At 43.1% G+C, this 26,502-nt stretch carries 28 protein-coding genes and 2 riboswitches; of the genes, 19 read left to right on the top strand and 9 right to left on the bottom strand.

The window, feature by feature from the left end:
• Positions 1-31 precede the first annotated feature (31 nt).
• Complete coding sequence (locus N5C46_RS13500) at positions 32-526, bottom strand: CFI-box-CTERM domain-containing protein (protein ID WP_261749064.1); 495 nt, start codon at positions 524-526, stop codon at positions 32-34.
• Positions 527-821: 295 nt separating this feature from the next.
• On the opposite strand from N5C46_RS13500, the gene N5C46_RS13495 reads away from it, so the two are divergent.
• From N5C46_RS13495 to N5C46_RS13460, 8 genes are all read left to right on the top strand, one after another.
• Positions 822-1,040, top strand: a complete 219-nt coding sequence (locus N5C46_RS13495) for a hypothetical protein (RefSeq protein ID WP_034765892.1) — start codon at positions 822-824, stop codon at positions 1,038-1,040.
• A gap of 73 nt (positions 1,041-1,113) precedes the next feature.
• The gene (locus N5C46_RS13490) at positions 1,114-1,896 is read left to right on the top strand and encodes a hypothetical protein (RefSeq protein WP_261749063.1); all 783 of its coding nucleotides are present in this window, start codon (positions 1,114-1,116) and stop codon (positions 1,894-1,896) included.
• The gene (locus tag N5C46_RS13485) at positions 1,893-2,168 is read left to right on the top strand and encodes a PqqD family protein (protein ID WP_051758543.1); all 276 of its coding nucleotides are present in this window, start codon (positions 1,893-1,895) and stop codon (positions 2,166-2,168) included. Before N5C46_RS13490 ends, N5C46_RS13485 begins: the two co-directional genes overlap by 4 nt.
• Entirely contained in the window at positions 2,158-2,613 is a 456-nt protein-coding gene (locus N5C46_RS13480) for a signal peptidase I (RefSeq protein WP_261749062.1), read from the top strand. Before N5C46_RS13485 ends, N5C46_RS13480 begins: the two co-directional genes overlap by 11 nt.
• 19 nt (positions 2,614-2,632) lie before the next feature.
• The gene (locus N5C46_RS13475) at positions 2,633-4,444 is read left to right on the top strand and encodes an ABC transporter ATP-binding protein (protein WP_261749061.1); all 1,812 of its coding nucleotides are present in this window, start codon (positions 2,633-2,635) and stop codon (positions 4,442-4,444) included.
• 16 nt (positions 4,445-4,460) lie between these two features.
• A complete protein-coding gene (locus N5C46_RS13470; protein WP_261749060.1) occupies positions 4,461-5,564 on the top strand; it encodes a nucleotidyltransferase domain-containing protein in 1,104 nt (367 codons plus the stop codon).
• A gap of 185 nt (positions 5,565-5,749) precedes the next feature.
• A complete protein-coding gene (locus N5C46_RS13465; protein ID WP_261749059.1) occupies positions 5,750-7,933 on the top strand; it encodes an FUSC family protein in 2,184 nt (727 codons plus the stop codon).
• 150 nt (positions 7,934-8,083) lie between these two features.
• Positions 8,084-8,779, top strand: a complete 696-nt coding sequence (locus N5C46_RS13460; RefSeq protein ID WP_261752354.1) for a YqcI/YcgG family protein — start codon at positions 8,084-8,086, stop codon at positions 8,777-8,779.
• Between the two features lie 36 nt (positions 8,780-8,815).
• On the opposite strand, the gene N5C46_RS13455 is transcribed toward N5C46_RS13460, so the two are convergent.
• Complete coding sequence (locus N5C46_RS13455; RefSeq protein ID WP_261749058.1) at positions 8,816-9,679, bottom strand: LiaG family protein; 864 nt, start codon at positions 9,677-9,679, stop codon at positions 8,816-8,818.
• 224 nt (positions 9,680-9,903) lie between these two features.
• Between N5C46_RS13455 and N5C46_RS13450 the strand changes: the two genes are divergently transcribed.
• From N5C46_RS13450 to N5C46_RS13425, 6 genes are all read left to right on the top strand, one after another.
• A complete protein-coding gene (locus N5C46_RS13450; RefSeq protein ID WP_261749057.1) occupies positions 9,904-10,488 on the top strand; it encodes a DNA-3-methyladenine glycosylase in 585 nt (194 codons plus the stop codon).
• A 104-nt stretch (positions 10,489-10,592) separates the two neighbouring features.
• Positions 10,593-10,673: riboswitch (cyclic di-GMP riboswitch) on the top strand.
• Between the two features lie 71 nt (positions 10,674-10,744).
• Positions 10,745-11,455: an EAL domain-containing protein gene (locus tag N5C46_RS13445; RefSeq protein ID WP_261749056.1), complete on the top strand. Its 711-nt coding sequence runs from the start codon at positions 10,745-10,747 to the stop codon at positions 11,453-11,455.
• A 129-nt stretch (positions 11,456-11,584) separates the two neighbouring features.
• The gene (locus tag N5C46_RS13440) at positions 11,585-13,564 is read left to right on the top strand and encodes an ABC transporter permease subunit (RefSeq protein WP_261749055.1); all 1,980 of its coding nucleotides are present in this window, start codon (positions 11,585-11,587) and stop codon (positions 13,562-13,564) included.
• A gap of 14 nt (positions 13,565-13,578) precedes the next feature.
• On the top strand, positions 13,579-14,040 hold the full coding sequence (locus N5C46_RS13435; protein WP_261749054.1) for a helix-hairpin-helix domain-containing protein: 462 nt from the start codon (positions 13,579-13,581) through the stop codon (positions 14,038-14,040).
• Between the two features lie 126 nt (positions 14,041-14,166).
• Complete coding sequence (locus N5C46_RS13430) at positions 14,167-14,952, top strand: divergent polysaccharide deacetylase family protein (RefSeq protein ID WP_420720414.1); 786 nt, start codon at positions 14,167-14,169, stop codon at positions 14,950-14,952.
• 125 nt (positions 14,953-15,077) lie between these two features.
• Positions 15,078-15,833 carry a (S)-benzoin forming benzil reductase gene (locus N5C46_RS13425; protein ID WP_261749053.1) on the top strand — a complete coding sequence of 252 codons (756 nt, stop codon included), beginning with the start codon at positions 15,078-15,080 and terminating at the stop codon, positions 15,831-15,833.
• 92 nt (positions 15,834-15,925) lie between these two features.
• Here the strand turns inward: N5C46_RS13425 and N5C46_RS13420 are convergent, their stop codons facing one another.
• Entirely contained in the window at positions 15,926-17,245 is a 1,320-nt protein-coding gene (locus tag N5C46_RS13420) for a Na+/H+ antiporter NhaC family protein (protein ID WP_261749052.1), read from the bottom strand.
• 82 nt (positions 17,246-17,327) lie between these two features.
• Positions 17,328-17,432: riboswitch (SAM riboswitch) on the bottom strand.
• Between the two features lie 260 nt (positions 17,433-17,692).
• Between N5C46_RS13420 and N5C46_RS13415 the strand changes: the two genes are divergently transcribed.
• Both N5C46_RS13415 and N5C46_RS13410 read left to right on the top strand, forming a co-directional pair.
• Positions 17,693-18,865 (top strand): MFS transporter, encoded by a 1,173-nt coding sequence (locus N5C46_RS13415; RefSeq protein ID WP_261749051.1) that lies wholly within the window; start codon positions 17,693-17,695, stop codon positions 18,863-18,865.
• Positions 18,866-19,150: 285 nt separating this feature from the next.
• Entirely contained in the window at positions 19,151-19,423 is a 273-nt protein-coding gene (locus N5C46_RS13410) for a DUF2187 family protein (RefSeq protein ID WP_051758445.1), read from the top strand.
• An 86-nt stretch (positions 19,424-19,509) separates the two neighbouring features.
• Here N5C46_RS13410 and N5C46_RS13405 read toward each other — a convergent pair whose 3' ends face one another.
• From N5C46_RS13405 to N5C46_RS13380, 6 genes are all read right to left on the bottom strand, one after another.
• Positions 19,510-19,767 (bottom strand): YpbS family protein, encoded by a 258-nt coding sequence (locus tag N5C46_RS13405; protein ID WP_261749050.1) that lies wholly within the window; start codon positions 19,765-19,767, stop codon positions 19,510-19,512.
• Between the two features lie 82 nt (positions 19,768-19,849).
• Positions 19,850-21,298, bottom strand: coding sequence for a cardiolipin synthase (gene cls / locus N5C46_RS13400; protein ID WP_261749049.1), 1,449 nt, complete (start codon positions 21,296-21,298; stop codon positions 19,850-19,852).
• A 114-nt stretch (positions 21,299-21,412) separates the two neighbouring features.
• Positions 21,413-22,846 (bottom strand): alanine/glycine:cation symporter family protein, encoded by a 1,434-nt coding sequence (locus tag N5C46_RS13395; protein WP_261749048.1) that lies wholly within the window; start codon positions 22,844-22,846, stop codon positions 21,413-21,415.
• 332 nt (positions 22,847-23,178) lie between these two features.
• Entirely contained in the window at positions 23,179-23,346 is a 168-nt protein-coding gene (locus N5C46_RS13390) for a hypothetical protein (RefSeq protein ID WP_160316896.1), read from the bottom strand.
• 211 nt (positions 23,347-23,557) lie between these two features.
• On the bottom strand, positions 23,558-23,971 hold the full coding sequence (locus tag N5C46_RS13385; RefSeq protein WP_034763135.1) for a CBS domain-containing protein: 414 nt from the start codon (positions 23,969-23,971) through the stop codon (positions 23,558-23,560).
• Between the two features lie 128 nt (positions 23,972-24,099).
• On the bottom strand, positions 24,100-24,567 hold the full coding sequence (locus N5C46_RS13380) for a CAP domain-containing protein (protein WP_420720413.1): 468 nt from the start codon (positions 24,565-24,567) through the stop codon (positions 24,100-24,102).
• Positions 24,568-24,876: 309 nt separating this feature from the next.
• Between N5C46_RS13380 and N5C46_RS23320 the strand changes: the two genes are divergently transcribed.
• From N5C46_RS23320 to N5C46_RS13370, 3 genes are all read left to right on the top strand, one after another.
• Complete coding sequence (locus N5C46_RS23320; protein ID WP_306471845.1) at positions 24,877-25,035, top strand: Lmo0850 family protein; 159 nt, start codon at positions 24,877-24,879, stop codon at positions 25,033-25,035.
• A gap of 85 nt (positions 25,036-25,120) precedes the next feature.
• The gene (locus N5C46_RS13375) at positions 25,121-25,405 is read left to right on the top strand and encodes a hypothetical protein (protein WP_224521628.1); all 285 of its coding nucleotides are present in this window, start codon (positions 25,121-25,123) and stop codon (positions 25,403-25,405) included.
• A 173-nt stretch (positions 25,406-25,578) separates the two neighbouring features.
• Positions 25,579-26,478 (top strand): diacylglycerol/lipid kinase family protein, encoded by a 900-nt coding sequence (locus tag N5C46_RS13370; protein ID WP_261749047.1) that lies wholly within the window; start codon positions 25,579-25,581, stop codon positions 26,476-26,478.
• The last annotated feature ends 24 nt before the right edge of the window (positions 26,479-26,502 follow it).

The following is a 26,502-nucleotide window of genomic DNA, read 5'->3' as shown; positions in this document are numbered from 1 at the left end:
CAGCCCATCTAAAAATAGATGAACCTTCACATTATAGGTATTTCACTTCTAACTCTTCAACAACTTTTCGATAGGTCAATTCTGCTTCTTTTGGTTGTCCTTTGTTAATGAAATCCACGCATTTTAATACTAAGTTTTGATAAAGGTTTTGATAGATTTCTAACGAGTTTTCTTCTGATTTAATGCGCTCAGAAATGATTGGGGCATATTCATAATATCTTCCGACTAATTTTCTTCCTTCAACCGTTTGGACCAATATGGAATCTCTAAAATTCCTTATAATGGTTAGTTCTTCGCAATCATCCGGCAGGTGGTTGGCTTTCACACAGGAGTCTGTAATGAAGCAATGGCCAGGCGGTTTCCATGGCTTATGTTTTCTATGTAGTTTGCAGATATAGAATGGTGGCCAGCAACAGCAAACCTTTCCATCGTCTCCGCCTCCACCACCACCTCCACTAATGGTGGTTTCAAATGAGATCGTCTGATGGTCGAGAATCTTTGGAACATGCATCTCCTCTTTCTTCAAAACATCGCCTCCGTCTATAGTAGAAATTGGTTTGTGAAAAAGTGTATCAAAAGTACTATATTTATATTCTATGCTGAGGGTTGTTCTTAATAAAGTTATTCTGTTCGACAAATAATGAGGTTTTTTGAATAAAAAAATAATTTATATGGGTGATTGTCGAATGATTTGTTCTTTAAAAAGAACAAAAGATGTAATATAATGATAAAAGTAATAGGTAAATAGATCTTCGTGGCTAACAAAAATAATTACCTGTTCGATATAGTAAAATCATTCAATCACAAGAGAGGTGAAAGAAATGTCACATGAAACAAGGCAGTATAAAACAAATAATAAACCTGAAGTATTATCACACCAACAAATAGTATTTGAAACGGCACAGAGTTGGAATAAAGGAAAAGGAAACTTAAATCATCCGGGAACGGGTAACGGTGGAGTGAATTACCCTAATGATCCATACACAGGCCCACATCATGGAAATGGTGGAGGAAATGGCAAAGGAAAAGGAAAGAAATAGATAAATAAATTTAATTATGGATAGAAATCAGTGAGTTGATCTCTATCCATAATAGAACCAAGAGGAGAATCTCATGAACAGCTTGCAAGTTGAAATTGGTGAGCACATTATCAACGTATCCTTCGATTCATATCAGTTATTAAATTTCTTTTCAAAAAACTTCTCCATCTTATCTAATAATAAAAAAAATCCGGATTTGATCGTAGCAATATCATCTGGCTATGGAATCCGCTTCGTTCATTACCAAGTGTCCATCACTGAACACGCTCAAAGTATTCAGTATGAAAGACCAGATTACCTCATTAAAGTGGACAGGGATTTTACAAAAGCCGAAATCTTCGCCCATGATGAGCTAGCCCTAAAACATGCACTCATGAATATTTATAGTGCTTTTATTCTCCACCATAACTGGGGATTATTAATCCATTCGTCCTGTGTTATAGATGATCATAAGGCACATCTATTCGCCGGTCATTCTGGAGCTGGCAAATCAACAGCTGCGAAATTGTCCTCACCTAGACCACTGCTTTCAGATGAAGCCACTCTTGTGAAAGTGAGCAAAGACGCGGTCATAATCTATGATTCTCCATTCCGTAGTGAGCAGGAAGGCAGAGGTGATCAATCACCTGTCCCTTTGATCAGTATTCAATTACTATTCCAATCTACGCAAATTGAACGCCTACAATTAATGAAATCTGAAGCGTATATCCAACTTATTGATAAAGTTTTCTATTGGAAACGAAATGGTGAGGAAGTTACAAGGATTATGAAGATGTTAAAAATGATTGTTAACCAGGTACCTGTATATAATCTTAAGTTCCAAAAGAACAATAAATTTTGGGAGTTGATATCATGATGACTAAATTTGTGAAAACCAAGGATTATGAGGCTTCCCGATTCGATGATGAATGGGTCATTTTAAATACAGATCAGTTTACTGCCACCAAGGTCAATGAAGTGGGAGGATTTTGTTGGGGGCTGCTTGATGATGTTCAGACCGTTGATTCGATTGCGGAAGAAGTAAAGCATCATTTCAAGATAGTAGAAGATATAGAATCATTTAAGCAGGACATTGATCAGTTTTTAAGAGATCTTCATCACTATGGACTAGTAACATATGCTGGCTAATCAAGAAGCGATTCATTTAATTTCCAATGTGATGAAGAAGCATAAATGGATCGACTTGCCTGCACAGGGTACCAGTATGTTTCCATATATTCAAGATAGGGATGTATGTACGTTTGTGACGTGTTCACCGGCAGAGCTGCAAAAAGGGGATACGGCTTTGTACCATACTGTGCAGGGGAAATTGGTTACACATCGCTTTGTGAAGAAACAGACAATCAACGATGATACATTTTATATGTTTAAAGGAGATACAAATCTAGGGTTTGACGAGCCTATAAGGGATCAACAGGTTATCGGGAAGCTCATCTACATAAAGAGAAGGAGTAAAAGGATTTCAGCAGGGAGCGTACGTTGTATTTTATGGAGTAAAGCAATCCTTTCGTTGCCTTATTTATCTCAATGGTTGAGAAGTTATCTTAACAGTAGGGATACGGTTAGAATTTAACCCAATCTGGAGTGTAAATATGAAAAAGAGAATCGGTCAATTAATAGCATTAATTAAATTATATCTCAATTTCAGTGACATGAAGAGGACGTTCACCCTGCTTAAGCCATTTCTTTATCGTCAACGGAAAGCCTATGCAGGAATGCTGCTACTTCTATTTACAGATATTTTCTTGACCATTGCGTTTGCCTGGTTTTTTGGGAATATGACAGATGCAGCTGTTCGAAGTGATTTTAATGAATTGAGAAGACTGGTACCTATTGGGGTCTCCCTGGTCGTACTTAGTATCGTGTCAAACTTCGCTTCCATCTTGATTGAGACGGTTACGACCAATGGGCTAAAAAAGGACTTAAAAAATCATTTGTTTCACCATATGTTACGTCTTCCTTTGGGAAGAGTCACCTCTCAACGATCGGGGGAGATCATGTCCCACTTTACAAACGATATTAATAGCGTCGATGGGGTGGTGGGAAGCAGTTTAATCGACTTAATAAGACTTCCTCTTATATATGTTTCAGTATTCATTTATTTATTAAATATTAACTGGAAGCTTTCTTTATTAAGTGTTTCAATTGCTCCTTTAGCAGTCGTTGCAGGTGCTTTTTTTGGTCTGTTGTTACGAAATAACAGTCGGATGATTCATGACATGTATGGAAAAATCAACAGCTTATTAACTGAATCATTACAAGGCTTTCAAGTGATCCGTTCTTTTACAATGGAAAAGCTTATATATAATAAATACGCCTCTCAAAACCAGAAACTCTATGATTTGGAATTAGCGAATGCTAAATTAAGTGGCTGGTTCAATTCAGGGGGACAGATAGTCACCTCCATAACGTATCTAGTTAGTTTGTGTTTGGGTGCCTACTATGTGACACAAAACATCATTACAGTAGGTTCTTTGTTAACCTTTGTTAGCTTAGTGAATCATCTCGTTAACCCTTTAACAGGCCTTGCCGGACAATGGGCTGGATTTCAATGGTCCGTTTCTGCCTTGGAAAGGGTTGTTGATGTATTGGAATCGCCCACAGAGTCTAACACTCTTTCTGCTTACTCATCCCTAAATGATGAACCAACTTCCATCTGCTTTAGTGAAGTGTCATTTGGTTACGATGAAAATAACCGGGTATTTGAAGAATTCAGTTTACACATACCGTCTGGGAAAATGGTAGCCATCGTTGGACCAAGTGGTGCAGGAAAGAGTACACTCCTGAACCTATTACAAGGGTTTTACCTTCCTCAAAAAGGAAAGATATATATAGGGGGTAAGCAGACTGATGAGTTCACGTTATCTCAATTAAGAAGCTCTATCGCTAATGTGCCACAGGAAACTTTCCTGTTTGCGGGCACCATTAAAGAAAACTTACGATTGGCTTTACCTAATCTTTCAGACGAGCAAATTATAACGGCGACGAAAAAGGCGGAAATTTATGATTTTATCGCATCCCTTCCTGACGGTTTCGAAACAGAAATAGGAGAAAGAGGAATAAAGCTATCAGGTGGACAAAAACAGAGAATGGCCATTGCCAGGGCTATATTAAAAGATGCCCCGATTCTATTGCTTGATGAGGCTACGTCTGCTCTGGATAGTGAAACAGAATATTATGTGAAAATAGCTTTGGAATCATTAATGAAAGACCGTACTACGATTGTCATCGCTCATCGGTTATCAACCATTCAACATGCGGATATCATTGTTGTGATGGATCAAGGAAAGGTTACACAAATCGGCAGTCATGAAGAGCTCCTGAATAAGGAAGGTTTATATAAACGCCTTCATGATCTCCAATTCTTTGAAAAGAAAGAGAAAATTGTCGCTTTAAATGCCTAAAGGAAGGGAAGAAGAGATGATGATTAAAACTCTCATTCATTCACTATATGATAAAAAGGCAAGCCGTCCTCACAAGGCTTCTTACTACCACCAGGCAATCGACGAAATAGAATCCCACTCCATCTCCCCCCAGATCTATCACTTGTTAAAGGAGAAGGGAAGCCTTGAAAAAACACCTTTATTCTTTCAAGTACGCCTAAAGCAAAAATACGATGAGGTACTATTCAAAAATATCCTTATCAAAAGTGAAACAGACAAAATCCTTAACTTTCTCGAAAAAGCTAAGATAGAAGCCATTCCACTCAAAGGAGTATATTTTGCCCAGGAATATTTCGGTCACCTGGCTGCCAGAGGGACATCTGATATTGATATTCTTATAAAGAAAGAAACGATGGAAGAAACGGTACAGCTAGTAAAGTCCTTGGGATTCGAACAGGAGGAAGAATGGATCCCGGACCATTTTCATTGTTCCTTTAGTAAACGAATTCCGGGTTCACCTGTGCCACTTGTAGTAGAAATTCATTGGTGTATTGTGAAGGAAAAGACCTCACACTTAAAGATGGCTCCCTTCTGGAAAGATGCTACGTCTTTAGGAGATCATTCCTACATTAAAAGATTGTCTGATCAACATACATTTTATTTCATTTGTCTGCATGGATGGAGACATAACCTGGATTCTCCGCGATATTACCTTGATATCATTCAGTTGATTTATGGCATGAACGATCGAATAGATCTTCATCAATTATTTCAACAAGCCAGAAAAGATGGGACGTTGAAGAGGATGGTTCGTACTCTTTCCATTGTATATGGTGAGTATCCAATGCTCGAGAACATGTTGAAACTGCCTGTAAAAAGACAAATAATGGGTCGTAAACGTGGACTGTTTCGCTATTGGGATTTCATCGACTTTCAATTCTTAAGCTATGACACATTTCAGCATAGTGTGAGAGAGTTATGTAATTGGTTATTTCCTAGAAAGAAGGACATTTTTACGGAATTAAATAAAAAGTATCAAGAGTCTTCCTATATAAATAGTATTATCCTCTTATATAAAGCAAGGTTGGGAAAAGGATTAAAAGCAACGTATCTGTTGGTCAGGGGTGCCAATCAGCCTTAGCAGAAAGCACTTTCCTTTACCCACCCGCCCAAAACCCTTATAATCATACAAATAGATTCCGTTCTCTTCGTGCACCAGCGAATGTGAGTAACCTGCTGCTTCTTGCAGTACAGGTTACTTTTTTATTGGAAAGGGTACGATAAAAGAGAATGAAAAACGGTGCGTAGATAAGGGTTTGATGAGAGATGAAACATTTACATAGACAACATATATGGCTGGGGAGGATCCTTGCTTCCGATCCCGGCAGAAAAAGATTTCAGCAGGCGGGTAAAGCTACGATCAGCTTGATATCGGCTGTGTTTACGATGCTTTTCTTATTGAAGCAGTTCGACCATCCTTCCATCACCCCGGCCATTGTGTCGGGTATGGTGGGGATGCTCGGGATTTTTGTCGTCATGGATGATACGACGGGGAAAAAGAAGATCACGACCTTGCTGGTTGGTGTTTCAGTTGCCGCCGGGATCACACTGGGTTCGGCCTTTGCCCATTACAGTCTCGTGGTGAACGCTTTATTGGTAGGGGTCATTTTTAGCGCTTTTTACTTTTCACGTTTTGCCATCCGCTATTTTTCCATGGGAATGGCAGGGTTTATGTCGATCTATATATCGTCGATTTTACAGCTGGATGTGGCCCATCTTGAATGGTTTTACCTCGGGATCGTCATTGGGCTCGTGTTCGCGTTTCTTTATAACTTCATCATTTTTAAGGATTCTGTCCACATGTTAAGAAGGAGTATGCGTTCGTTTCATATTCAATCCAACTTGACGTTTACCATTTTAATGAAGATGATAGAGGATCCGAATACGAGCGGTAAGCGGAGAAAGCAATTGGACCAGAATGTGAGAAGGCTGAATGAGTATGCGAGAAGCGTAGCGGGTGACATTAATGAAAATGATTTAAAGAAGCTGTGGCCCGGTATCGAAGCGTCGCAACTTCGGTTATATGTCTTTGACACTGAAATGCTCATACAGACTCTCACAGATTCATTGAAAAAGCTGAAGGATCTGGAAGCTTTGGAGGTCATGGAACTCAGGCGCCTGCTCGTATGGGTTATCCGTTCTCTCCGTGACGCCGAGGTACTGGCCCAGGATTATGATCCCCGCTCCCTTGAAGAGGCAGAAAAAGCCATCCAGGCCTTACGTCTCTTATTGTCAGAGGTTCTGAATCAAGAAGAGAAACCTGAAGGCTGGGTGTATCTCCTGAGACGGATCGAGTCCATTGCGAATCATGTCCTGGAAGCGGCCATTACGATTCAGGAATCACTGAAAGTGTCTGAGTACAAGGAATCGACTGTAGAGAGTGATACTGAACCGGAGGAAGAAGACAAGGAAGATGAGTCTGAAGAGGACAAGAGTTTAAAACCGTCTACTCGTAAAGCGATACAGGCCTTGGTAGCGGGAACGCTTGCGATCATCGTCGGGGTTCTGATCGCACCTGCACAGCCGTACTGGGTCTTGCTTACGACCTTTATTGTCCAAATTGGCACTGAAACGGTAGGCAGAACGTATATGAAGGCTTTCCAACGATCGATTGGAACGGTGATCGGCGCCATCATCGGATTCGGAGCCGCAAACCTTGTATCCGGAAATTCACAGCTGGAGGTTGTTCTCCTGTTTGCTGTCCTGTTCCTCGCCTTTTATCTGTTCCCGGTTTCGTATACATTGATGAGCCTATTCATTACGATGCTCATCGCCTTTATGTATGACCTCCTCCTCGGTGGAATCAGCATTCAGCTCATGGGGGCACGTGTCATCGATACGATTGCAGGAGCTATTATTGCCCTGATTGTCTCAGCGTTTGTATTTCCAAAAAGAACAAAAGACAAAGTCGCCGATAGCTTTGATGATTTCTTTGGGGATCTGGAGGGGTATGTTTCTTCCTATATTAACACCTTCATGGTCCCTGAAGACAAAGCGTTGACAGATCAGGCGTTTGATCTGGATCAGAAGCTTCAGGCGATCAAGGACGAGGCACAATCCCTTCTGCAAAGACCGGGATCTTTGACGAGGTCGGGTGTCGGGCGCTGGATCACGGTTGTGACGGCCATTAATTATTACGCAAAGCACCTGCTTGCTTCCTCCCATCGAAAGGTGCCGGCAACGGTTTCAGAGGAGCTCAGCAGTGCGTTTTCAGAAACGGAAGAAAAAATCTCTCAAAACATCGAGACGCTCCGGCAATTGTTAAAAGAACAGGGAAGTGCTCCCGTCATGTGGGATTTAAGCCCGGAGCGGGAAAGAATCGAGACTCAGGCTCCGAGCTGGCGTAAGTCCCAGGTGGACTTTATTCACCATTTCTATTATGTGTGGAGAATCAATCAATCGATCGTGGCACTTGGAGTGGAGTTAGGGGCAGAGGTAAAGAAAGGGTAAAGCGGATTCCGCTTTACCCTTTTCAATGATGGCAGTAGTTTTTTGTCAGTTATTGTTTTAACCTGTCGCAATTCGGGAAGAGCATACCATCGACATGAATTTGAGGTGGAAGAATTGACAACGAACAGTTTATTGCTGACAAAAGAAGATATGACAAACCCTGAGATTGTCCCTCAATGGGTTTTAGAAGAATATAAGAACTTTCATGACGTTGTAACGGATCGTACTTTCCCTTGTTACTTCGGTATGACCGGAGAGAAGAAGGGTGAGCTTCGGTATTCCTATATCAGTCATGACAATTGGGAGCATCTCCCCCAAACGATTCAGGAGTTCATCGACTTGTTTGATGTACCCGAAGGAGAGCGCCTGATCCGTCACGGTTTCTTTTTATTTGTGGAGCCTGAAAGGGAGGAGAGGTCCGTCCCTCATTACAGGGATTATTTCTGGAGAATCCTGCAGTTTCTCCATGGTGAGGATAAGGAGGATTGGCCAGAGGATTATCCAGAGGATCCGGATCATCATTTATGGGCATTTTCCTTTGCAGGGGAACCTTTCTTCGTGTTTGGGAATGCCCCTGCCTACAAGCAGCGAAAGACGAGGGATCTTGGGAATAGCTTAGTGCTTGGATTTCAGCCTAGAAGGATTTTTGAAGGATTGGAGGGTACGTCCAAGGGAGGGATCATGTCCAGGGAAAAAGTAAGGGAGCGGGTCGAAAAATGGGACGGCTTACCGAAGCATCCTAATATCAGTCATTACGGGGACCCTGAACACCGTGAGTGGAAGCAGTATTTTATTGGGGACGATGTGGAACCGATTGAAGGGAAATGTCCATTCCATCATAAATAATGTGAAAGAGTGCCGGGATGTTCCCGGCACTCTTCTTTAATAGATATCCACATTTCCACTGGACACTGAAACATCAATAGTATATTTCCCAGAGCCAGCGACCCCGGAAATATCCCCATCTTCTATCTTCTGATTCTTTAAAGGAAGATTGCAGAAAATATCCCCGCTGCTTGCATTGCCGTTCAATTTAAAGCTCGCGTTCTCCGGTAAATCAAGATTCACTCCACCTGAGCTGACGTCAAAATTCAGGTCTCCCTTTAAAGCATTCATGGTGACCGTCAATTCCCCTGAGGATAAGTCACCTTCAAGGGGACCTTCAAAGTTCGATAACTCTACATCCCCCGAACTGATTTCCACTTTTCCATTCTTTGTGGTGAGTCCGCTTACGACCAGATCCCCTGAAGATCCATCATGTTCGAACACATTTGTCTCGATGTTTTCAAGTTCCATATTCCCTGATCCCATGTCAATGGACAATTCATCAAGCTTCCATTTCGCTGAATCAGATTCTCCCGCCATCACAAAATTGCCGGAGCCGATATCAATTTCCATGCTGTTCCTATATTCTTTCGGAATATAAACCGTTACGTTTGATTTGCGATTGAATCCGATCCATTCATACCATTTATGCTTGACCACAACGTCAATCGTATCTCCATTCCCTTTTAATGTCATCGTCCCTTTTCCCTCTATATCGACCTGTACTTCATTCTTGTCAGTCGGTATGACTTCTGTGTCGCTATTTTCCAGGTCAAGATCGATATGTTTGATATTATTCGTCACTTCAATCCGATCCCCTGACTGACTTTCTTTTGCAAACAATGATGTATTGTCATTTAGGATGACATAGAGCGTCCCCAATGCAAGCAGTGCAATCATGACGGCAAATGCGTTTTTCATTCCAATCCCTCACTTTGGTTTGATTTTCCAATTGATACATTTATTTTAAAGCAGTGGAGAGACTACGACAATGAGCCATAGGATTATTTTTGAATGGGACCAGAGGCGTAGGGGAGCCGGAATTAAAATATCGAAGCGTGGAATCTACTACGATCGTCGCTTGATTTAAATAGGCAAAGGTAGGGTACAAATAGATTAGACAATGCAGATAAGGAAGTGAAATCATGGAAGGAACACCTATGCCCCCAACCTTTTACGAGCAGCCGACCCTGGAGCTTGCGAAAGCACTGTTGGGGTGTGTATTAGTGAAAGAAACGGAGGAAGGAATCGCTTCAGGTTATATTGTGGAAACAGAAGCATATATGGGGCCGATCGACAGGGCCGCACACAGTTATGGAAACAGGCGCACAAAGCGGACGGAAGTGATGTTCCATGAAGCTGGCCGCATATATACATACGTTATGCATACTCACTGCCTCGTCAACGTAGTGAGCGGAGAAAGGGAGAAGCCTGAAGCGATCCTCATCAGAGCGGTAGAGCCTCTCCATGGACAGGAGCTCATGGAAGCGAGGCGCCCCGGTCATGTGAAGAAGAATTGGACCAATGGGCCGGGAAAGTTGACGAAGGCTTTAGGCATTACCATGGAGGATTATGGGGGGAGTTACTTACAACCGCCGCTCATGATTACAGAGGGGTATCAACCTGAAAACATTTCCGCGGGGAAACGTATTGGGATTGATAACACGGGGGAAGCCAGGGATTATCCATGGCGGTTCTGGGTTAGTGGCAATCCATATGTTTCAAGATAGGCCCTCTTTATGAATTTTCTAATAATTTATAGAAAATACACCCCATAAGTACTAGTTATGTGGTATATTTTTCTTATAAGACAAATATCTTTATATGCTGACCATTCGACTGGGGGCTTTGAACCTAAATGATAGATGGGCGCTTACATTTAGGGGAGCCAGTAGCGCAACCGACCACATGCGAACGCGGATAATGCGTTTTTGTGTGGTTTTTTTGTGGGTAAGACCAAAACTAAAGAGAGAGTATAGGGGTCCTATGAACATCTTTACTATTTTCCAAGACGACTTTATCTACCATGATTTTCAGCCATTATATGATATGGGTGAACATCGAACCCTCTATGCTTATGAGGGTCTATTGCGAAATAAGTATAATGAAAATCCCGAAAGTGTATTTCAATCGGCTATGAAGGCGAATATCTTGTACAAACTGGATACGCTGTCCATCTCAAAAGCCCTTGAAAGTTTTTCGGAAAACGGGATCGGGGACTGTAAACTGTTTCTCAATATTTATATCACCACGATCTTGCACCCGAGCTTTCACACTTATTTTTCCGATCTTATGGACCGCCATTCTGACATGAAGGGACGTCTTGTGCTTGAAATTAATGAGTCCAGTGCGGAAGAGCTTTGGCAGAATCCGTTGTTGAAAGAGTCTTTGAAGGAACTGAAGCAATATGGTGTGTGGTATGCGATTGATGATTTCGGGCAGGGGACGTCTTCCATCAAGAAATCCATTGAATATGAACCGGAAATCATCAAGCTTGACCGTTATTTTGCCATGAACCTGGCACAGGATGAAAAGAAACAGCGATTCCTCTCTTTTTTTAGCCAATTCTACGGAAATGATACGTTGATTGTCTTAGAGGGGATCGAAACAAAACAGGATATGCAGGTGGCAAGGGAAATCGGGATAACCATCGGACAGGGCTTTTATTTGGGAAAGCCGAGCCGGTTGCTGGCGTAGACCGGAAGAGTGACTCTGACTTAAAGAGTCACTCTTTTTGTTATTAAATTGTCAGATTTGAAATAAAATTGAAAAATTTTAACATTTCTATTAAACTGAGGAAAAAGAGAATAAAAGGGGATTCAATGTATGAAATATCTCAAGTTTCCGATCAGGTTCATTTTTTATTATATTCTCGGTCTAATTGGGATCCTGGCCGTGAGTATTGCTCCGGAAGTGTTCAAGGAAAGAGGGCTATATAATGTTGTTGGCTACTTGGAGGAGTTCATCAAGTTCATCTTTGTTTTCATGGATGGGGCCAATTGGAGTTACTCATATAAAGGAATTACCGTCGATTTCCTCGATATGCTTTGGGGACCATACTTGTATTCACTGCAAATTATCGGAGGTGCCTTGGGTATAGGGCTTGGTATTGCCTTTATTCTTACCGTCTTCACCGTTTTTTTACCCCGACCGATCACCTCGGCCCTTAAGAAGGTATTGAATCTCCTGGAGACGGTGCCTGATTTAATGTTCGCGTTCATGCTCCAACTGATGATTGTCTATGTATTTAAATATTTCGGTGTGGAACTGATGAATTTTACTGAGTTCGGGGAGGAGAAGATCTTTCTTGCCCCGATGATCACGCTGTCGATCATACCGATGATCTCTTTCTTCCGGATCCTCATTTTCATTATGGAAGAAGAGTTATTGAAGCCTCACATCGAATTTGCCCAAAGTAAAGGGATGTCGAAAGGGCGGATCCTCTTTTCACATGTTTTGAAAAATATCTCACCAAGTCTTTTCTATCATGGAAAGCTGATCATTTGGGGGATGCTTTCGAGTTTATTCATCATTGAAACCATTTTTAACATGAGAGGAATCACCTATTATATCATACAGGATTTCAGGCCGATGGTGATTGCGATCTCATTGATTATGATCTACACACCTTTTTTCATCGTGTACCAGGGTGTCTATCTGTGGATCAATCACGAAAGCAGTGAAGATCACACGAAATATAAGCGGGATAAAACAAAATGGACGGAATGGAAGATATGGGGCTTTCTTTCAACCCTTCGCAGGCTGTGGTGGCAGCATATGCATAATGGCAAGTTCGCCACCGGATTCATGGTGTTATTTGGTTTGATTGCCGCCAGCTTTCTCTATTCGACATTGAAAGAAGAGCCCATCAAACAAATTCAATTTATGAAGAATGACGAGGGGCGGATCATCAGTGCCCCTCCCCATAAACCATTTGGGGACATGATTCTGGGATCCGATTTCTTCGGTTACAGTATTCTCGATCAACTTATTGTAGGGGCCAAGTATACCCTGTTGTTTGCTTTGATTGTTGCTTCCCTGCGGGTGATCGGGGGCTTCTATCTTGGTATTGCCTATCATTTTCACTTAAAAGAAAGCAGGAAGAACTGGCTCGACCGGATGGTGGATTCGATTCACTTTCTTCCTTTAAGTCTTATCGCTTATCTCTTATTAAGACCGGTCCTTTGGGGGCTGCCTGTGTTGGGGTGGGATCACTCGATCTTTGAAAGATTGGTGTTCGAAGCCGTTGTCTTAACGATCCTAGTCCTGCCGTTGACCACTGTGTTAATCGGGAATGAACTTAAATTAATAGGGAAGCAGGATTTTGTCCTGTCTGCGAAGCTCCTTGGAGGTAGCAACAAGCACCTGCTTTGGACGCATCTCTTCCCTCACCTGGCTCCGAGGTTGTTTATTATATGGGGACAGCAATTCATCCAGACGCTTCTTATCCTCGTCCATCTCGGGTTATTTCATCTTTTCCTGGGAGGGACGATCATTACCGGCGGTCTGGTCCCGGATCCACCGAAGTCAGGAACATTTGAATGGTCGGGGCTGATCAGTTCCACGAAAAATTCCCTTATGACAGGCAAGTACTGGATTGTCATTGCTCCCCTCGTTGCCTTCATGATCGCAATCATCGCCATGCAGCTGATTGTACAGGGAGTGAAGGAAATCCAGCAAACGAAAGTCGGGGTGCTGGTGAACGACAAACCAATCAAGGTGAAACGTAAAGCAGTTAAAAAGAAAACGAATCGTCCCGCGGTGGAAGACTTCCAATTTGTCCGCCGGGAAACCTTTAAAGGATAAGGAGGAGACGAAAGGTGAGCAGAAAAAGCGCAAAACTTCCATTGACTGATCAGGAGAGGTCAGCCCTCCGTAAAGCCAAGATACGACTCGGGGATCTACATGAATGTTCTCCTGAACTTCTCCGGGAGAAACTGAACATTACAATGGAAAGATCCCGTTACTTAGTCGGCATGTCCATATTCCAACAGATCCCTTCTATTGGACCCAATATGGCTCACAATGTTGTAGAGGATCTTGGATTTTATACCTTCGAAGAAATCAAGGGAGAGAAGGGGGAAGATCTTATCATCGACTTAGAAAAGAAGTACGGTGTGTGGATGGATCCATGCGTAGAAGACTCACTCAGATGTGTCGTCCACCACGCCAATCACCCTGAAAGCACCCATAACTGGTGGGATTTCACAACAGAAAGAAAAACATATCGCCAAACCCACGGCTACCCTAAAGACCGCCCCACCAAAGCCTGGGATCAATAGGTCCGTCCCTCCTGAATTCCAAGCCGGGAAGCATATTTACGCTTCCCGGCTTGGTTTTTGAGGGACGGACCTCATTCGTATATCCTCCTTAAAATGGACATCATAAAGAAAAAGGAGTGATGCTATATGAGAACCCTTGTTATCTGTTTGCTTATGACGTTTTCTATACCTATGTCCGTTTCAGCAAGAAACATCCTTCCCCTTCCGGCACATCAGAATGAACTCGCGATTGTGATCGATGATTTAGGAAACGACATGAAAGGGACAGAGGAAATTCTGAGCCTTCCTGTCACTTTGACGATCGCGGTCATGCCTTTTCTCCCAACGACCAAGGATGATGCGGAAAAGGCCCATAAAAATGGACATGAGGTCATCGTCCATCTTCCTATGGAACCGATGTCAGGGAAAGCGAGCTGGCTCGGGCCGGGGGCCATCACGACCTCACTATCCGATGAAGAAATCAAGAAGAGAGTGGAGGAGGCCCTGGAAGAGGTACCTTATGCAGTGGGAGTCAATCATCATATGGGCTCGAAGGCCACCGCCGATGAGCGGGTCATGAGGATTGTACTCGGCATATGCAAGGAAAGGGGTTTATTTTATCTGGATAGTAAAACAACAGGAAAGAGTGTCATTCCGAAGCTGGCAAAGGAATTGGGCGTCCCATACCTTGAAAACGAATTATTCTTTGATGATGTCTACACGATCCAGCACATTGGGAAGCAGGCGAGACTCCTTTCAAAGGCATTGGATCGGGATGATGCGACCATCGCGATCGGGCATGTAGGGGTTACAGGCATGAAGGTCGCCACCATGTTAAAAGAATTTCTCCCCCTTTATGAGAAAAAAGCATCAATCGTGCCCCTGTCAGATCTCATCCCCGAATATCATTTGATCGATGAAAGCATGCCTTGATGGCGTCCTTTTTTCACGGACGTATATAATAGGGATTTGTAAAGATTCGGTTCATTCGATGCTTAATTTTTTGAGGAAAGGAAACTCTCCTTTATAATCAGTAGGTAAGAAGGAGATGATTCAGAATGGATTACGCAATCGTGACTGGAGCAACAAGGGGATTAGGGGAGTCCGTCGCCAGGCTGTTTATTGAAAAAGGCATCGGCATGATCAATATTTCCCGTTCGGATAATGACAGCTTACAACAGCTTGCACGTGAAAAAGAAGTCTCGTATGAATTCTTTCCCTGTGATCTATCTCAATCGGGACAAACAGAAGCGGTTTTCCGCGAAGTAGGGTCAAAGGTATTTGGCTCTGAAGCAGAGACGGTATATGTCGTTCAGAATGCCGGCGTGGTGACCCCGATCAATACGTCGGGTGAAGTGGAAAATGAGGCATTGGAAACGAGTGTGCATGTCAATCTGCTATCACCTATGATCGCCACCAATGAATTGCTTAAAGCAGCCAAAGGCTCTGAATCGAAGATGATCATGGTCAACATCAGTTCAGGAGCGGGAAGCCGTCCCGTTTATGGCTGGAGTACGTATTGTGCGACGAAGGCGGGAGTCAATATGCTGACTGAAACGGTGAGCCTTGAGCTCTCAAATACGCATAGCCGTCATCAGGTCATCGCCTTCAGTCCGGGAGTGATGGATACGGATATGCAGGGGGAAATCCGCTCGTCCTCCAAAGAAGCCTTTGCCGAGGTTGAATCGTTCCAGCGCTACAAAGAAGAGGGGATGCTGCGCAGCCCGGACACGGTAGGGGATGCACTGGTGACTCTCGTAACCAAAACCGATATTGAAAGTGGCAAACTGTATCATGTGAATGATTTGTTATAAGAAGAGAGCAGATTCCTGAAAGCGGGATCTGCTTTTTTAGTGGCAACACAAAAAGAGACAAACCCAAGCGGGTTTGTCTCTTTTCCAACAGATTAAGAAGACCGGACCGGGTCTGTATCCGTAACGGATCTCCGGGTGAACTTAGGAAGGGCGAATTGAATCGCAATCAGTCCGCAAACGGCAATCAGGACAGGGTAGAAGGCATATGGGATGATGCTGACAGGTGATATGCCGGCTACTTCCGCCACTAACAGTGCCTGTGCACCGTATGGGATCAACCCTTGAACGGCACAAGAGAAAATATCGAGGATACTGGCTGACTTACGGGAATCTACGCCATACTGATCGCTAAGCGTTTTGGCCAGTGGTCCTGCGATGATAATGGAAATCGTGTTATTGGCTGTGCAAAGATTCGTCGAACTGACTAAACCTGCTGTAGCAAGCTGTGCTCCTTGAGGAGATTTGATCTTACGCGTGGCATGGTAAAGGATCGCTTGAATCCCGCCATTGTGACGAATGAGTTCGACGACTCCACCGATCAGGATGGAAAGGATCACAATCTCTGCCATACCTGTCATCCCGTCGGCTACACTGCCAAAGTAACTCGATGGGGTGAAGCTTCCATCCGCAAATCCGATCATTCCTGCCAACACAATCCCGCCTATTAAGACGACAAATACGTTCAATCCTGCAAGGGCACCGATGATGACTCCAAGGTAAGGAATGATTTTAACCCAATCGAAGCTTCCTGCGTCGACGGAGGATGGAGTCCCCATCGTAAGGACAAAAAGAATCACCATGGTGATGATGGCTGCCGGTAATACAATGAAGAAGTTCACCTTGAACTTGTCCTTCATTTCTGTTTTCTGTGTGCGTACAGCTGCAATCGTTGTATCCGAGATGAACGATAAGTTATCCCCGAACATCGCTCCCCCGATAACGGTGGCCATAGCAAGGGGCATGGAAATGTCGGCTCCTGAGCTGATGCCCACTCCTATCGGGGCAAGTGCGGCGATCGTCCCCATGGAGGTCCCCATTGATAAGGAAATGAAAGCAGCGATGATGAATAATCCAACAATGACCAGATTACCAGGAAGCACGGATAGGGCAAAGTTGACGGTTGAATCAACGGCCCCCATCTTTTCTGCTACACCGGAAAACGCGCCGGCTAATAGGAAGATAAAAACCATGATCATGATATCCGGATGCCCGGCGCCTTTTGCGAACCGTTCAACCTTAGAGGTCAACGATTCTTTACGATTCATCGCCAGGGCAACAACCGCGGCAATGATGATGGATACGAGAACAGGGAATGCATAAAAATCTCCTGAAAGGATCCCCGCTCCAAGGAACAGTGAAACAAATATGATCAAGGGCAATAAAGCCAGTACATTACCTTTTTCTTGGTTCATGTCAAACACTCCTTTGTCGTGTGAAATCAAATAAAAAAACCTCTTCCAACATAAGAAGAGGTTTCATTCAAACGAAACACTCCTCTTATCTTTCAAGCATTACGCTTGCTGGATGTGGCACAGCACTCATTATGAGTCCGCTGCCGAGACATCACAGGGCCAGTCCCTCCGTCTCTCTGGATAAGAAGATATGTTATTCAGTTCATTTAAAATATACTTCCATACTTTAAAGGGTTTAATCGAAAAAGTCAAACGGTAATTTATTGGAAATAAAACGAAGAACCCGGCCACAGCAGCTGGATCAAACAAAAGCGGAGGGAGATTGCTCTAGCAAGGCATGCTTTAGAAATCGCGGGACTTTATCCATAAAAAGGTATAAATTCATAGACAATTGAACGGTCAAGGTCTACTATAAGATAGACAAAAAACATCTTGGGGGATACGGTAGTGGAAAGAAATGTGCGAAATCAGATTTTTACGTTACAAGGGTTTTATCTATTGACCTTCTTCGGGGTTGGAAGTTTATATCCTTTACTCAGTGTCTATTTAAGTGAAAGTGTGGGATTAAATGGGTATCAGATCGGTACCATTATGTCTGTCGGCCCGATCATGATGATTTTCTTTCAGCCGATATGGGGGATGGTCAGTGACACAACCAATAAGCCAACCGTCGTGTTAGGATTAACTTCCTTAGTTGCAGGGATCTTTGCGCTTGGGTATTTATTCATGGATGTTTACTATGGACTATTGGTGGTCGCGATTTTAGTTGCGATCTTCCAAAGTGCCATCATCCCCGTATCCGACAGCATCAGCTTGAAGTATACAAGTAAAGTCGGTTATAACTACGGTAATATTCGTCTGTTCGGCTCATTGGGATTCGGGATCGCCGTGTTCATCATGGGGAGGCTTTCGGAAGGATTCATCGGACCGACGATCATTTTCTACTCTTTCTTTATCTGTCTGGTCCTATCGGGATTCCTATCCTTCCGTTTTCCTAAAGAGAGAGCGGCAGCAAAACTTGATCTAAAAGCCGGGATGAAGGAATTATTCACGATGAAAAAGTTTCTGATCTTCCTGGCCGTCACGTTCCTGGTGTTCGGCCCGAATTTAGCCAATAACGTGTATTTCGGATTATTCGTTGAAGATTCAGGTGGTACGTACGCCGGAATCGGTCTCGCATTTCTGATTGCCGTCCTGTCAGAAGTACCGTTCATGAGAATCGCGGGAGGGTGGATTGATAAGTTCGGTCTCTTGACCGTAGCGGCACTGGCAGGTGCTGCATCCATGATCCGCTGGCTATTTTACTTCACAGAGCCAAGTCTATGGCTGGTATATTCTTCAGCAGTGATGCAGGGTCTTGCCATCGGATTATTCATTCCTGCGGGTCTCCGCTACATTAAAGAAATCACGCCGGCACATATTACAGCTACTGCTGTCACGGTTTATTCCGCCATCGGAAATGGCCTCGGGAATTGGTTCAGTACCTTCGTGGGAGGTTTCATCTATGAAACCTATTCCATCTACACGGTATACCTCTTCTTCGCAGTCCTGTCACTCCTTGGCATCTTCCTCTGCTTCGTCCTAATGAAAGAAGAAAAGAAGAATGCACTAGCTTACTAAAAAACAGGCATCCGCTACCCGTGGATGCCTGTTTTTTATGTAAAATGAATAAAAGGAAGGATTTTCCTTATAGGATGTATAAGTATATATAAGTGGCTTAATCCCCGGTTGATTGTACAGCTCAAAAAAAGAAAACGTTAAAAGGTTTTGATTTTAGATATTTGTGGTACAAAAAGGATAAGTCATTCATTGAAATTTATATAAATACAAGTTAAAATAATATTATTAGAAAATTCTTTCAATTAAAAAGAGAACGATCACTTTAACTAAAAAGGGGACTTTAAAATGGAAAATACATTCGTTTACTCAAAAGAGAATGCAAACCTTGGGGATACGATCCAATTTAAAAGAAAGAAACATGTCATCAATGGTGTCGTCACGACCTTAAGAGAAAATACCGTCATCGTGAAAATGGACAGGGAAATTGCGAAGAAACTGGATTTACCCGATGATCAAACGGTGGTAGCACATAAAAACTATGTGGTGACAGAACGAGCAGAAAACGATACACAGCCTGTATTTGTTTATGATGGGTGGAATAGCGCATTAAAAGCCTAAATTTCAGCCTTCAAATAAAATACCCCTGATACGGCCTCACCATCAGAATGGTTGTAGACGTATCAGGGTTATTTATGTTGTGCAGCTTATTTTAGTCTCGCGACATATTCCTCGACCATTTCCGTAATCACAAGCTTTCTTTGCGGAACGACCCCGCGTCTTGCCAGGGTATTGATTTCATTTGTTACTTGATTAATGTGATCCGTTGTAAAAGGTTTTCCCTCAGAACAAAGCTGAACAGCTTCGTCAATCGCTTTTTCTCTCTGCTCATCCAGTTTCATAAATTGCTGAACAAGCTGATTTTGCATGTTGGAATGCTTGGAAATTTCTTTGTGCACACTCATGATCTCATCCCTCTCTTTTTCTTTCACAATAAGTCTATTATGCCTTTTTCTATCCGCACATGGCAATCTCCAATCAACCCTTCTATAAGATGGGGGACAACAGCCTTGATATGGATTCCTTCACTTTGATCGTCAAAGGTCTTTGATGATAGTCTTCCATCGTTAATTCCGTGCTCTTTTCAATGTCGTTTCTAAACACAGCCCCTAGATTTTCAGAGAGTGCCTGATCATATAAAAAGGCATTGACCTCGAAGTTTAATCGAAAGCTTCGTACATCGATATTGGCTGTACCGACAGAAGAAATGACCTCATCGACGACAATCGTTTTGGCATGTATAAATCCATTATCGTAAATATAAATTTTCGCTCCGGCTTTCAGGAGCTCCCCGATATACGAATACGTCGCCCAATAGACAAATAGATGGTCGGGTTTATTCGGGATCATGATCCGGACATCCACCCCTGTAAGAGAAGCAATCCTTAAAGAATCGAGGAGACTGACGTCTGGAATGAAATAAGGGGTCTGGATGTAGATCGATTCCTTGGCTGATGAAATCATTTTGATATAGCCGTTTTTTATCTGCTCCCATTCCGAGTCGGGGCCGCATGTGACAATCTGAACCCCTGCATCCCCCGTGAAAGAAGGCGGGGGAAAATATCGCAGGTCATAGGCGATCTTCTTGGACCGGCTGGCCTGATTCCAATCGAGGATGAACCTTGTCTGCATGGCGAGTGCAGAACTGCCGGCGATTCTGAGGTGGGTATCCCGCCAATAACCGAACTTTGGATTCAAGCCCAGGTATTCATCTCCGATATTAAATCCGCCTACATAACCAACTTTTCCATCAATGATCACAAGCTTCCTGTGATTTCGATAGTTTAAGCGGAGGTTGATAAAGGGGATCTTCGAAGGGAAAAACACTTCCACCTCACCACCGGCAGAGAGGAGTTCCCTAAAGAATCCCCGCCTCGTTCGCCGGGACCCCATTTCATCGTATAGGACCCTGACCTTTACGCCTTTCTTAGCTTTTTCCGTGAGCTTCTTCAAGATGCGCTTACCTAGTTGATCTTTTTTGAAAATATAATATTGTATATGAATATGATCATCTGCTGCGTCGATGTCTTCTAATAGCGCTTCAAACTTGTCTTCTCCGTGTGTATAGTAGGTGACCTCATTATCCTGGGTCAATAGAGCCTCATTATTGATCAAATGCATATAAATAAGATCCTGATAACGAAAGGCGATTTCATTTTTAAAAGGAAAACGATGTTCCTTCAAGGATTGAATCTGATTGTGAATAAAGCCTTCAATTCCGATCTTTTTCATATCCTCCCAGTCAAATAACCTTTTCCTGCTCAAGTTTTGCCCGAATACCAAATAGAGGATGAAGCCCAGAAATGGAATGAAGAACAATACCATCAGCCAGGCCCAGGTCGCTCCCGCATCTTTCCGCTCCAGGAATATGATGACAGCGGCAAGGATCAGGTTTAGAAAAAATAATACCCCTAGAAGAGCAGATAGGATACTCATCATGTTATGGCTCCTTTGACTAACTTTCTATCAATAGTATACCTGAGAATGGAATAGAAAAAAATGACAAGAAAAAAGAGCAGGGACCTGCTCCTGCTCTTTCGTATAAGTTTGTTATTCATTTACTGCTTTTTTAGGCATGTCACTTTGGCGCTTTGGCCAGCATTCGACATTCTTTAAACCGGGAATGTCATCTGCATAGAAGACCGGATCCAATCCTTGACGACGCTGCGTCATATAGTTGTCCAAAGCTTTAAAGGCAATCGGTGCCAGGACACCGATGGCAGCCAAGTTCGTAAGGGCCATCAGGGCCATTGAAAAGTCAGCCAGGCTCCAGACGATATCAAGACTTGCGACTGACCCGAAGATCACCATTCCCAGTGCAATGAAGCGGTAGATCATAAGGCCGGTCTTGCTTTTATTAATGAATGGGAGATTGGCTTCACCATAATAATAACTCCCAATGATGGAACTGAAGGCAAAGGTAAAGATGGCAATCGCCAGAAAGATTCCGGCCCATGAGTTAAAGTGTTCAGACATGGCTGCCTGAGATAGTTCGATTCCCGTTAAACCGGAACCGTAGGCGTCTGACGTTAAAATGATAAAGGCCGTCGCGGAACATACGAGAATCGTATCAAAGAATACCCCCAGTGCCTGGATGAACCCCTGCTTGACTGGGTGGGAAACCGATGCCGTAGCCGCCGCATTCGGTGCACTACCCATTCCGGCTTCATTGGAGAATAGCCCACGCTTTACTCCGTTCATGATTGCAGCTCCGATACCCCCACCGACGACTTGTTCAAAGCCGAAGGCACTCTTGAAAATCATGGCGATGACGCCGGGCATTTCCGTGATATTCGTAATGACGACAAATAGAGCGAGTACAATATAAAAGCCTGCCATGATCGGTACAATGAAAGATGAAAAGTTGGCTATGCGTTTCACACCGCCAAAGATGATGAGTGCAGTCAAACCGGCCAGCACAATTCCAATGACAAACGTATTGATGCCAAATGAATTACTGAAGGCTGTTGCGATGGTATTACTCTGGACAGCATTAAAGGTTGTCCCAAAGGAAAGGATGATGGTAACCGCAAAGATCGAACTCATCCAGGGCTTGCCCAGTTGTTTCTTCATATAGTAGCCGGGGCCGCCTTTGAAGCCTACCTTATCCTTTTCTTTATAAATTTGTGCCAATGTGCTTTCGACAAAGGCGCTGGCTCCTCCCAGGATGGCGACGAGCCACATCCAGAAGACCGCTCCAGGTCCCCCAATTGCTAAGGCAATGGCTACTCCTGCTAAATTACCTGTACCAATTCGAGTACCTGCTCCAATAAAGAATGCCTGTAAGGAAGAAATCTGCTTTTCCCCTTCTGCTTCCACGACATCTTTATCCCCTAATAATCGAAGCATTTCACCTATGTGGCGAATTTGAACAAATTTAGATCCGATTGTGAAGTATAATCCTAAAATGAGCAGTACACCGATTAAAATATACCCCCATAATATGGAGTTTGCTTCCGTAACTAAATTGTTTAGAATATCCATGATAACCCCCTCAAAAATTTGTGTCGGTTACATATATTATTATCTGAAAATTTAAAATGAAAGTCAAGTTATTATCTGAATATTAAAATATTACCAGCTTTTATTTAGTGAATCGAACTATTTTATCATAGTAATAAAGGTTTTCAGGATGCGGGTAAGACAAAAGTAATAGGGTGAATTATTATCTTGAAATAACTTATTTAGATTTATTTGTATAATGTTTTTATGTGGGGTGTGTAGCTCGGAACACACAAAAAAAGCCATAGAAATCCATGGCGGCGGTTAAGCGTTCAAGCTATTAAAATAGGATAAATAATGGCAGTGATCTTCGATTAGTAAAAATCCCAAAATCCTAAAACAAATAACAAAATCCCCGTGATCATTGAAATACCAAATAACATAAATAAGAAATCAAGAATGCTGTCGGCGAAGACTCTTTTGCGGTTCTCACGTTTAAAATGACGAACTTCTTTACGGTACGATCGTGCAGCACGACTCATACAAAACCTCCTCCTCCATAAACACCTTTTGCATTAATCACAAATTCGTCACAAACAAAGAAAATCCTTCCTGAAAATGAAAAAAATGACGATATACCCATCTCTTCGTCATAATAAGTCGATTAAGATCTCTTTACATGCTGAATAAGGGGCTGCAGAAGCCCCTTATTCAGTAAAAGAAAGCTATGAAGTTTCAGCTCTTAAACCTTTATTAACGAAGGTGATTCTGGGAGATTCCGCTTAAGGCGCTTCCGGCGCTTTGATCGGATTTCTGCTGTACTGCCAAATCTCCTAAAGCCAGCATCCCGACCAGCTGACCGTTTTCCACAACAGGCAAACGGCGCACCTGATGCTGGGACATCAAAGCCGATGCTTCTTCTACGGATGCATCAGGAGAAATGGTCACAACTTGCTGTGACATAACCTGAGAGACATTTCCCTGTGCACCTTGAGAAAGCCCACGAGTCGCAATATCGCGGTCAGTAATCATCCCGACAACCTGTCCATTTTCAACGACAGGAACGGAACCAACGTTTCTGGAACTCATCTTGGAAGCGACGCTCTCAAGTGAATCCTGGTTAGAAGCTGCTTCCACATTTGTCGACATAATATCACGTACTTGCATGAAAAATTCCCCCTTGATCATAATGGCAGTACACCCTTATTATCCACCCTATTTCCGCCCTTATTCTGAACATGTTTTTCCAAACTTAGTTGAGCTTTTGGAGGGACGGACCTTCCTCATTCAGCTGTTTATTTCGCAATAAACAGCTGTGTCCAGTACGACCCGTAAGTCCCACCATCGACATACCCTACGCCTACATGTGTATAGGCCCTGTTGAGAATGTTCTTACGGTGAACCGGACTGTCCATCCAGTCCCGGACAACCTTTGCAGGACTCATTTGACCGGCAGCGATATTTTCACTAGCTTCGCTATATACGATGTGGAAACGAGTGATCATCTCCTCGGGGGTTCCGTAGGTCGGGCTTCTATGGGAGAAATATCCGGCATCCCTCATATCCCGGGACTTATACAAAGCGACCCCAGAGAGATTTCCGTCAGCCTGAAGAGGAGGGAGGCCGTTTTTCTCCCGTTCCTTATTTGTTAATTCAATGACTTGGTTTTCGAATGAACTTTGGGATGTGATGCCAGGGATCTTAATGTTTTGACCCGGATAAATGATGTTTGGATCTTTCAACTGGGGATTCGCACGGATCATTTCAGATAATCCGATTTGGAACTCCCTGGAAATGGTCCAAAGTGTATCTCCTTTTTTTACAATATACGTGCTTACGGCATTTATTTTATGTAGACCAATTAGACTAAAAAAAAGGGACGTTGTGATTAGAATACATGTCAATTTAGTTTTCATGAGTATAAATTGTGTAATTCGAAACAAATTATTCTTCTGAAATGTGTAAAAGTAGGATTATCGTTTCATTTTTAGGGAAAAGGAAAACCATATTACAATAAGTGAAACCTTTTACGGAGTAAAACGTACAAATAGGTAACGATATTTTAAAAAGAGGTGAATAACGTGGTAAAGGAGAACGATCGCTTTAAAAAAGTGATAACGAAATTGTCGAACGTCGGTGTGAATATTTCAAAAACGAAATCAAGACGGGAAATTCTTCATTCACTAAAGCAGTATCAACCATTACCTAAGACGTTAACACAAGATTCATAATCCATGCTTATCCGAATTATGGGACAGACATAATTCCCGATTCTTCCCGATATACTATAGCTAAAGGTAAAGGGGAGGGTTAGGCATGGAAAGAATGATGTTTGATCCACAAGCATTAAAGGAAATCAGAAAGAAGGCAGATGAGATTTCATACTACTGTATGAGCCGGGACCAGCTTGCAGATCCACATCGTATAAGCATGGCATTGGATCAGGTCTGTCGTGCACTGGCTATGTTTGCAGAAATGGAGCTTCATCGCATGCAGCATCAGCATATTCCCTATGACCCCCAAAGCTATATCAAAGGGCGTCTCGGAATTGCCTATCGATCTGTACTCCAAGTCCCTCAGGAAGACTCGAATACGGCATAGTAAAAGAGGTTGACCCAAAATTCATTGGCTTCAAAAGCCGGTAAGTACCCATGATAGGTTGAAATATTTTCTAATCATATGGCCTGGTCCGATAAGGATGATCATCACTCATCGTTTTGGGTCAGCCTCTTTTTATGTACCATACTAAATCTATAGGTTAGGTGACGATATTCATGGCGAGATTTTCGGAAGTATTGCTTATATGCAATGGCAAGGCAGGTCAAGGGACACTCGAAACCCTGTTGAAGGATGCCGTTCCCCCTTTATTGGATATCTGCAACGAACTCATCATTCATAAAACAAAAGAAAAGGGAGATGCAGAAAGGGTCTGCAGGGAATCAGGGAGTCGCTATGAGCTGGTGGTCATCATGGGCGGGGATGGTACGATCCACGAAGCCATCAATGGGCTATCTGTTCTCAGTGATCGTCCGCTTGTCGCCATTCTTCCTGGTGGCACATGTAACGATTTTGCCCGCTCCCTGCGCATTCCGATGAATATTGGACAAGCCGTCCGTCTTATAACCGAACAGCCTTATGAACAGGAAATCGACATTGTGAAAGCAGGAGAGAGGTATTTCAGTAACTTCTGGGGCACGGGATTGGTTGCCCAGACGAGCGATAATATTGATGTAGGATCAAAGAGCGTCCTCGGGAAACTGAGTTATTATATCAGTGCATTCCAATCGATTCAGGATTCACCTATCCTGAATGTGAAGGTCACGACGGAAAATAAGGTAGTGGAAGAAGAGGTCGTCATGCTGTTGGTCGCAAACGGACGTTCGATCGGATCCAATCCACTGCCTACGTGTATCAATATGGACGATGGATTGATGGACATATATGTGGTGAAGAAAAGTGGATTTCCATTGCTGAAGGAATTTCTCGTCATTAAAAGTACTGGCAATATCAGCGAAGAATATGACGATATTATGCACATTCAAGCAAAAGAAGCCCATATTGAACTCGGACAGGATGAGAAGCTTGATATGGATGGGGAACTCTATGAAGGCAGCAGGCAGTCCCTACGCGTATTACATAAGCATCTGCGCTTTGTCGTGGGAGCTTCCGAATAAAAAAGGAGCATGGGATGATCCCAT

The organism is Rossellomorea vietnamensis (genome assembly GCF_025398035.1).
Lineage (GTDB): Bacteria > Bacillota > Bacilli > Bacillales > Bacillaceae_B > Rossellomorea > Rossellomorea vietnamensis_B.
Note: the sequence above shows the minus strand (reverse complement) of the source record. Positions and strands in the feature narration are given on the sequence as shown.

Excerpts from the sequence above, each read along its gene's own strand:
- N5C46_RS13385 (WP_034763135.1), bottom strand. The coding sequence starts at position 23,971 with ATGCAAGTACGTGATATTATGTCGACAAATGTGGAAGCAGCTTCTAAC.
- N5C46_RS13460 (WP_261752354.1), top strand. The coding sequence starts at position 8,084 with ATGACAAACCCTGAGATTGTCCCTCAATGGGTTTTAGAAGAATATAAG.
- N5C46_RS13470 (WP_261749060.1), top strand. The coding sequence starts at position 4,461 with ATGATGATTAAAACTCTCATTCATTCACTATATGATAAAAAGGCAAGC.
- N5C46_RS13480 (WP_261749062.1), top strand. The coding sequence starts at position 2,158 with ATGCTGGCTAATCAAGAAGCGATTCATTTAATTTCCAATGTGATGAAG.
- N5C46_RS13450 (WP_261749057.1), top strand. The coding sequence starts at position 9,904 with ATGGAAGGAACACCTATGCCCCCAACCTTTTACGAGCAGCCGACCCTG.
- N5C46_RS13455 (WP_261749058.1), bottom strand. The coding sequence starts at position 9,679 with ATGAAAAACGCATTTGCCGTCATGATTGCACTGCTTGCATTGGGGACG.
- N5C46_RS13370 (WP_261749047.1), top strand. The coding sequence starts at position 25,579 with ATGGCGAGATTTTCGGAAGTATTGCTTATATGCAATGGCAAGGCAGGT.
- N5C46_RS13395 (WP_261749048.1), bottom strand. The coding sequence starts at position 22,846 with ATGGATATTCTAAACAATTTAGTTACGGAAGCAAACTCCATATTATGG.
- N5C46_RS13475 (WP_261749061.1), top strand. The coding sequence starts at position 2,633 with ATGAAAAAGAGAATCGGTCAATTAATAGCATTAATTAAATTATATCTC.
- N5C46_RS13495 (WP_034765892.1), top strand. The coding sequence starts at position 822 with ATGTCACATGAAACAAGGCAGTATAAAACAAATAATAAACCTGAAGTA.
- N5C46_RS13465 (WP_261749059.1), top strand. The coding sequence starts at position 5,750 with ATGAAACATTTACATAGACAACATATATGGCTGGGGAGGATCCTTGCT.
- N5C46_RS13380 (WP_420720413.1), bottom strand. The coding sequence starts at position 24,567 with ATGATCCGTGCGAATCCCCAGTTGAAAGATCCAAACATCATTTATCCG.
- N5C46_RS13375 (WP_224521628.1), top strand. The coding sequence starts at position 25,121 with ATGGAAAGAATGATGTTTGATCCACAAGCATTAAAGGAAATCAGAAAG.
- N5C46_RS13425 (WP_261749053.1), top strand. The coding sequence starts at position 15,078 with ATGGATTACGCAATCGTGACTGGAGCAACAAGGGGATTAGGGGAGTCC.
- N5C46_RS13390 (WP_160316896.1), bottom strand. The coding sequence starts at position 23,346 with ATGAGTCGTGCTGCACGATCGTACCGTAAAGAAGTTCGTCATTTTAAA.
- N5C46_RS13440 (WP_261749055.1), top strand. The coding sequence starts at position 11,585 with ATGAAATATCTCAAGTTTCCGATCAGGTTCATTTTTTATTATATTCTC.
- N5C46_RS13405 (WP_261749050.1), bottom strand. The coding sequence starts at position 19,767 with ATGAGTGTGCACAAAGAAATTTCCAAGCATTCCAACATGCAAAATCAG.
- N5C46_RS13445 (WP_261749056.1), top strand. The coding sequence starts at position 10,745 with ATGAACATCTTTACTATTTTCCAAGACGACTTTATCTACCATGATTTT.
- N5C46_RS13490 (WP_261749063.1), top strand. The coding sequence starts at position 1,114 with ATGAACAGCTTGCAAGTTGAAATTGGTGAGCACATTATCAACGTATCC.
- N5C46_RS13485 (WP_051758543.1), top strand. The coding sequence starts at position 1,893 with ATGATGACTAAATTTGTGAAAACCAAGGATTATGAGGCTTCCCGATTC.
- N5C46_RS13420 (WP_261749052.1), bottom strand. The coding sequence starts at position 17,245 with ATGAACCAAGAAAAAGGTAATGTACTGGCTTTATTGCCCTTGATCATA.
- N5C46_RS13430 (WP_420720414.1), top strand. The coding sequence starts at position 14,167 with ATGAGAACCCTTGTTATCTGTTTGCTTATGACGTTTTCTATACCTATG.
- N5C46_RS13410 (WP_051758445.1), top strand. The coding sequence starts at position 19,151 with ATGGAAAATACATTCGTTTACTCAAAAGAGAATGCAAACCTTGGGGAT.
- cls (WP_261749049.1), bottom strand. The coding sequence starts at position 21,298 with ATGAGTATCCTATCTGCTCTTCTAGGGGTATTATTTTTTCTAAACCTG.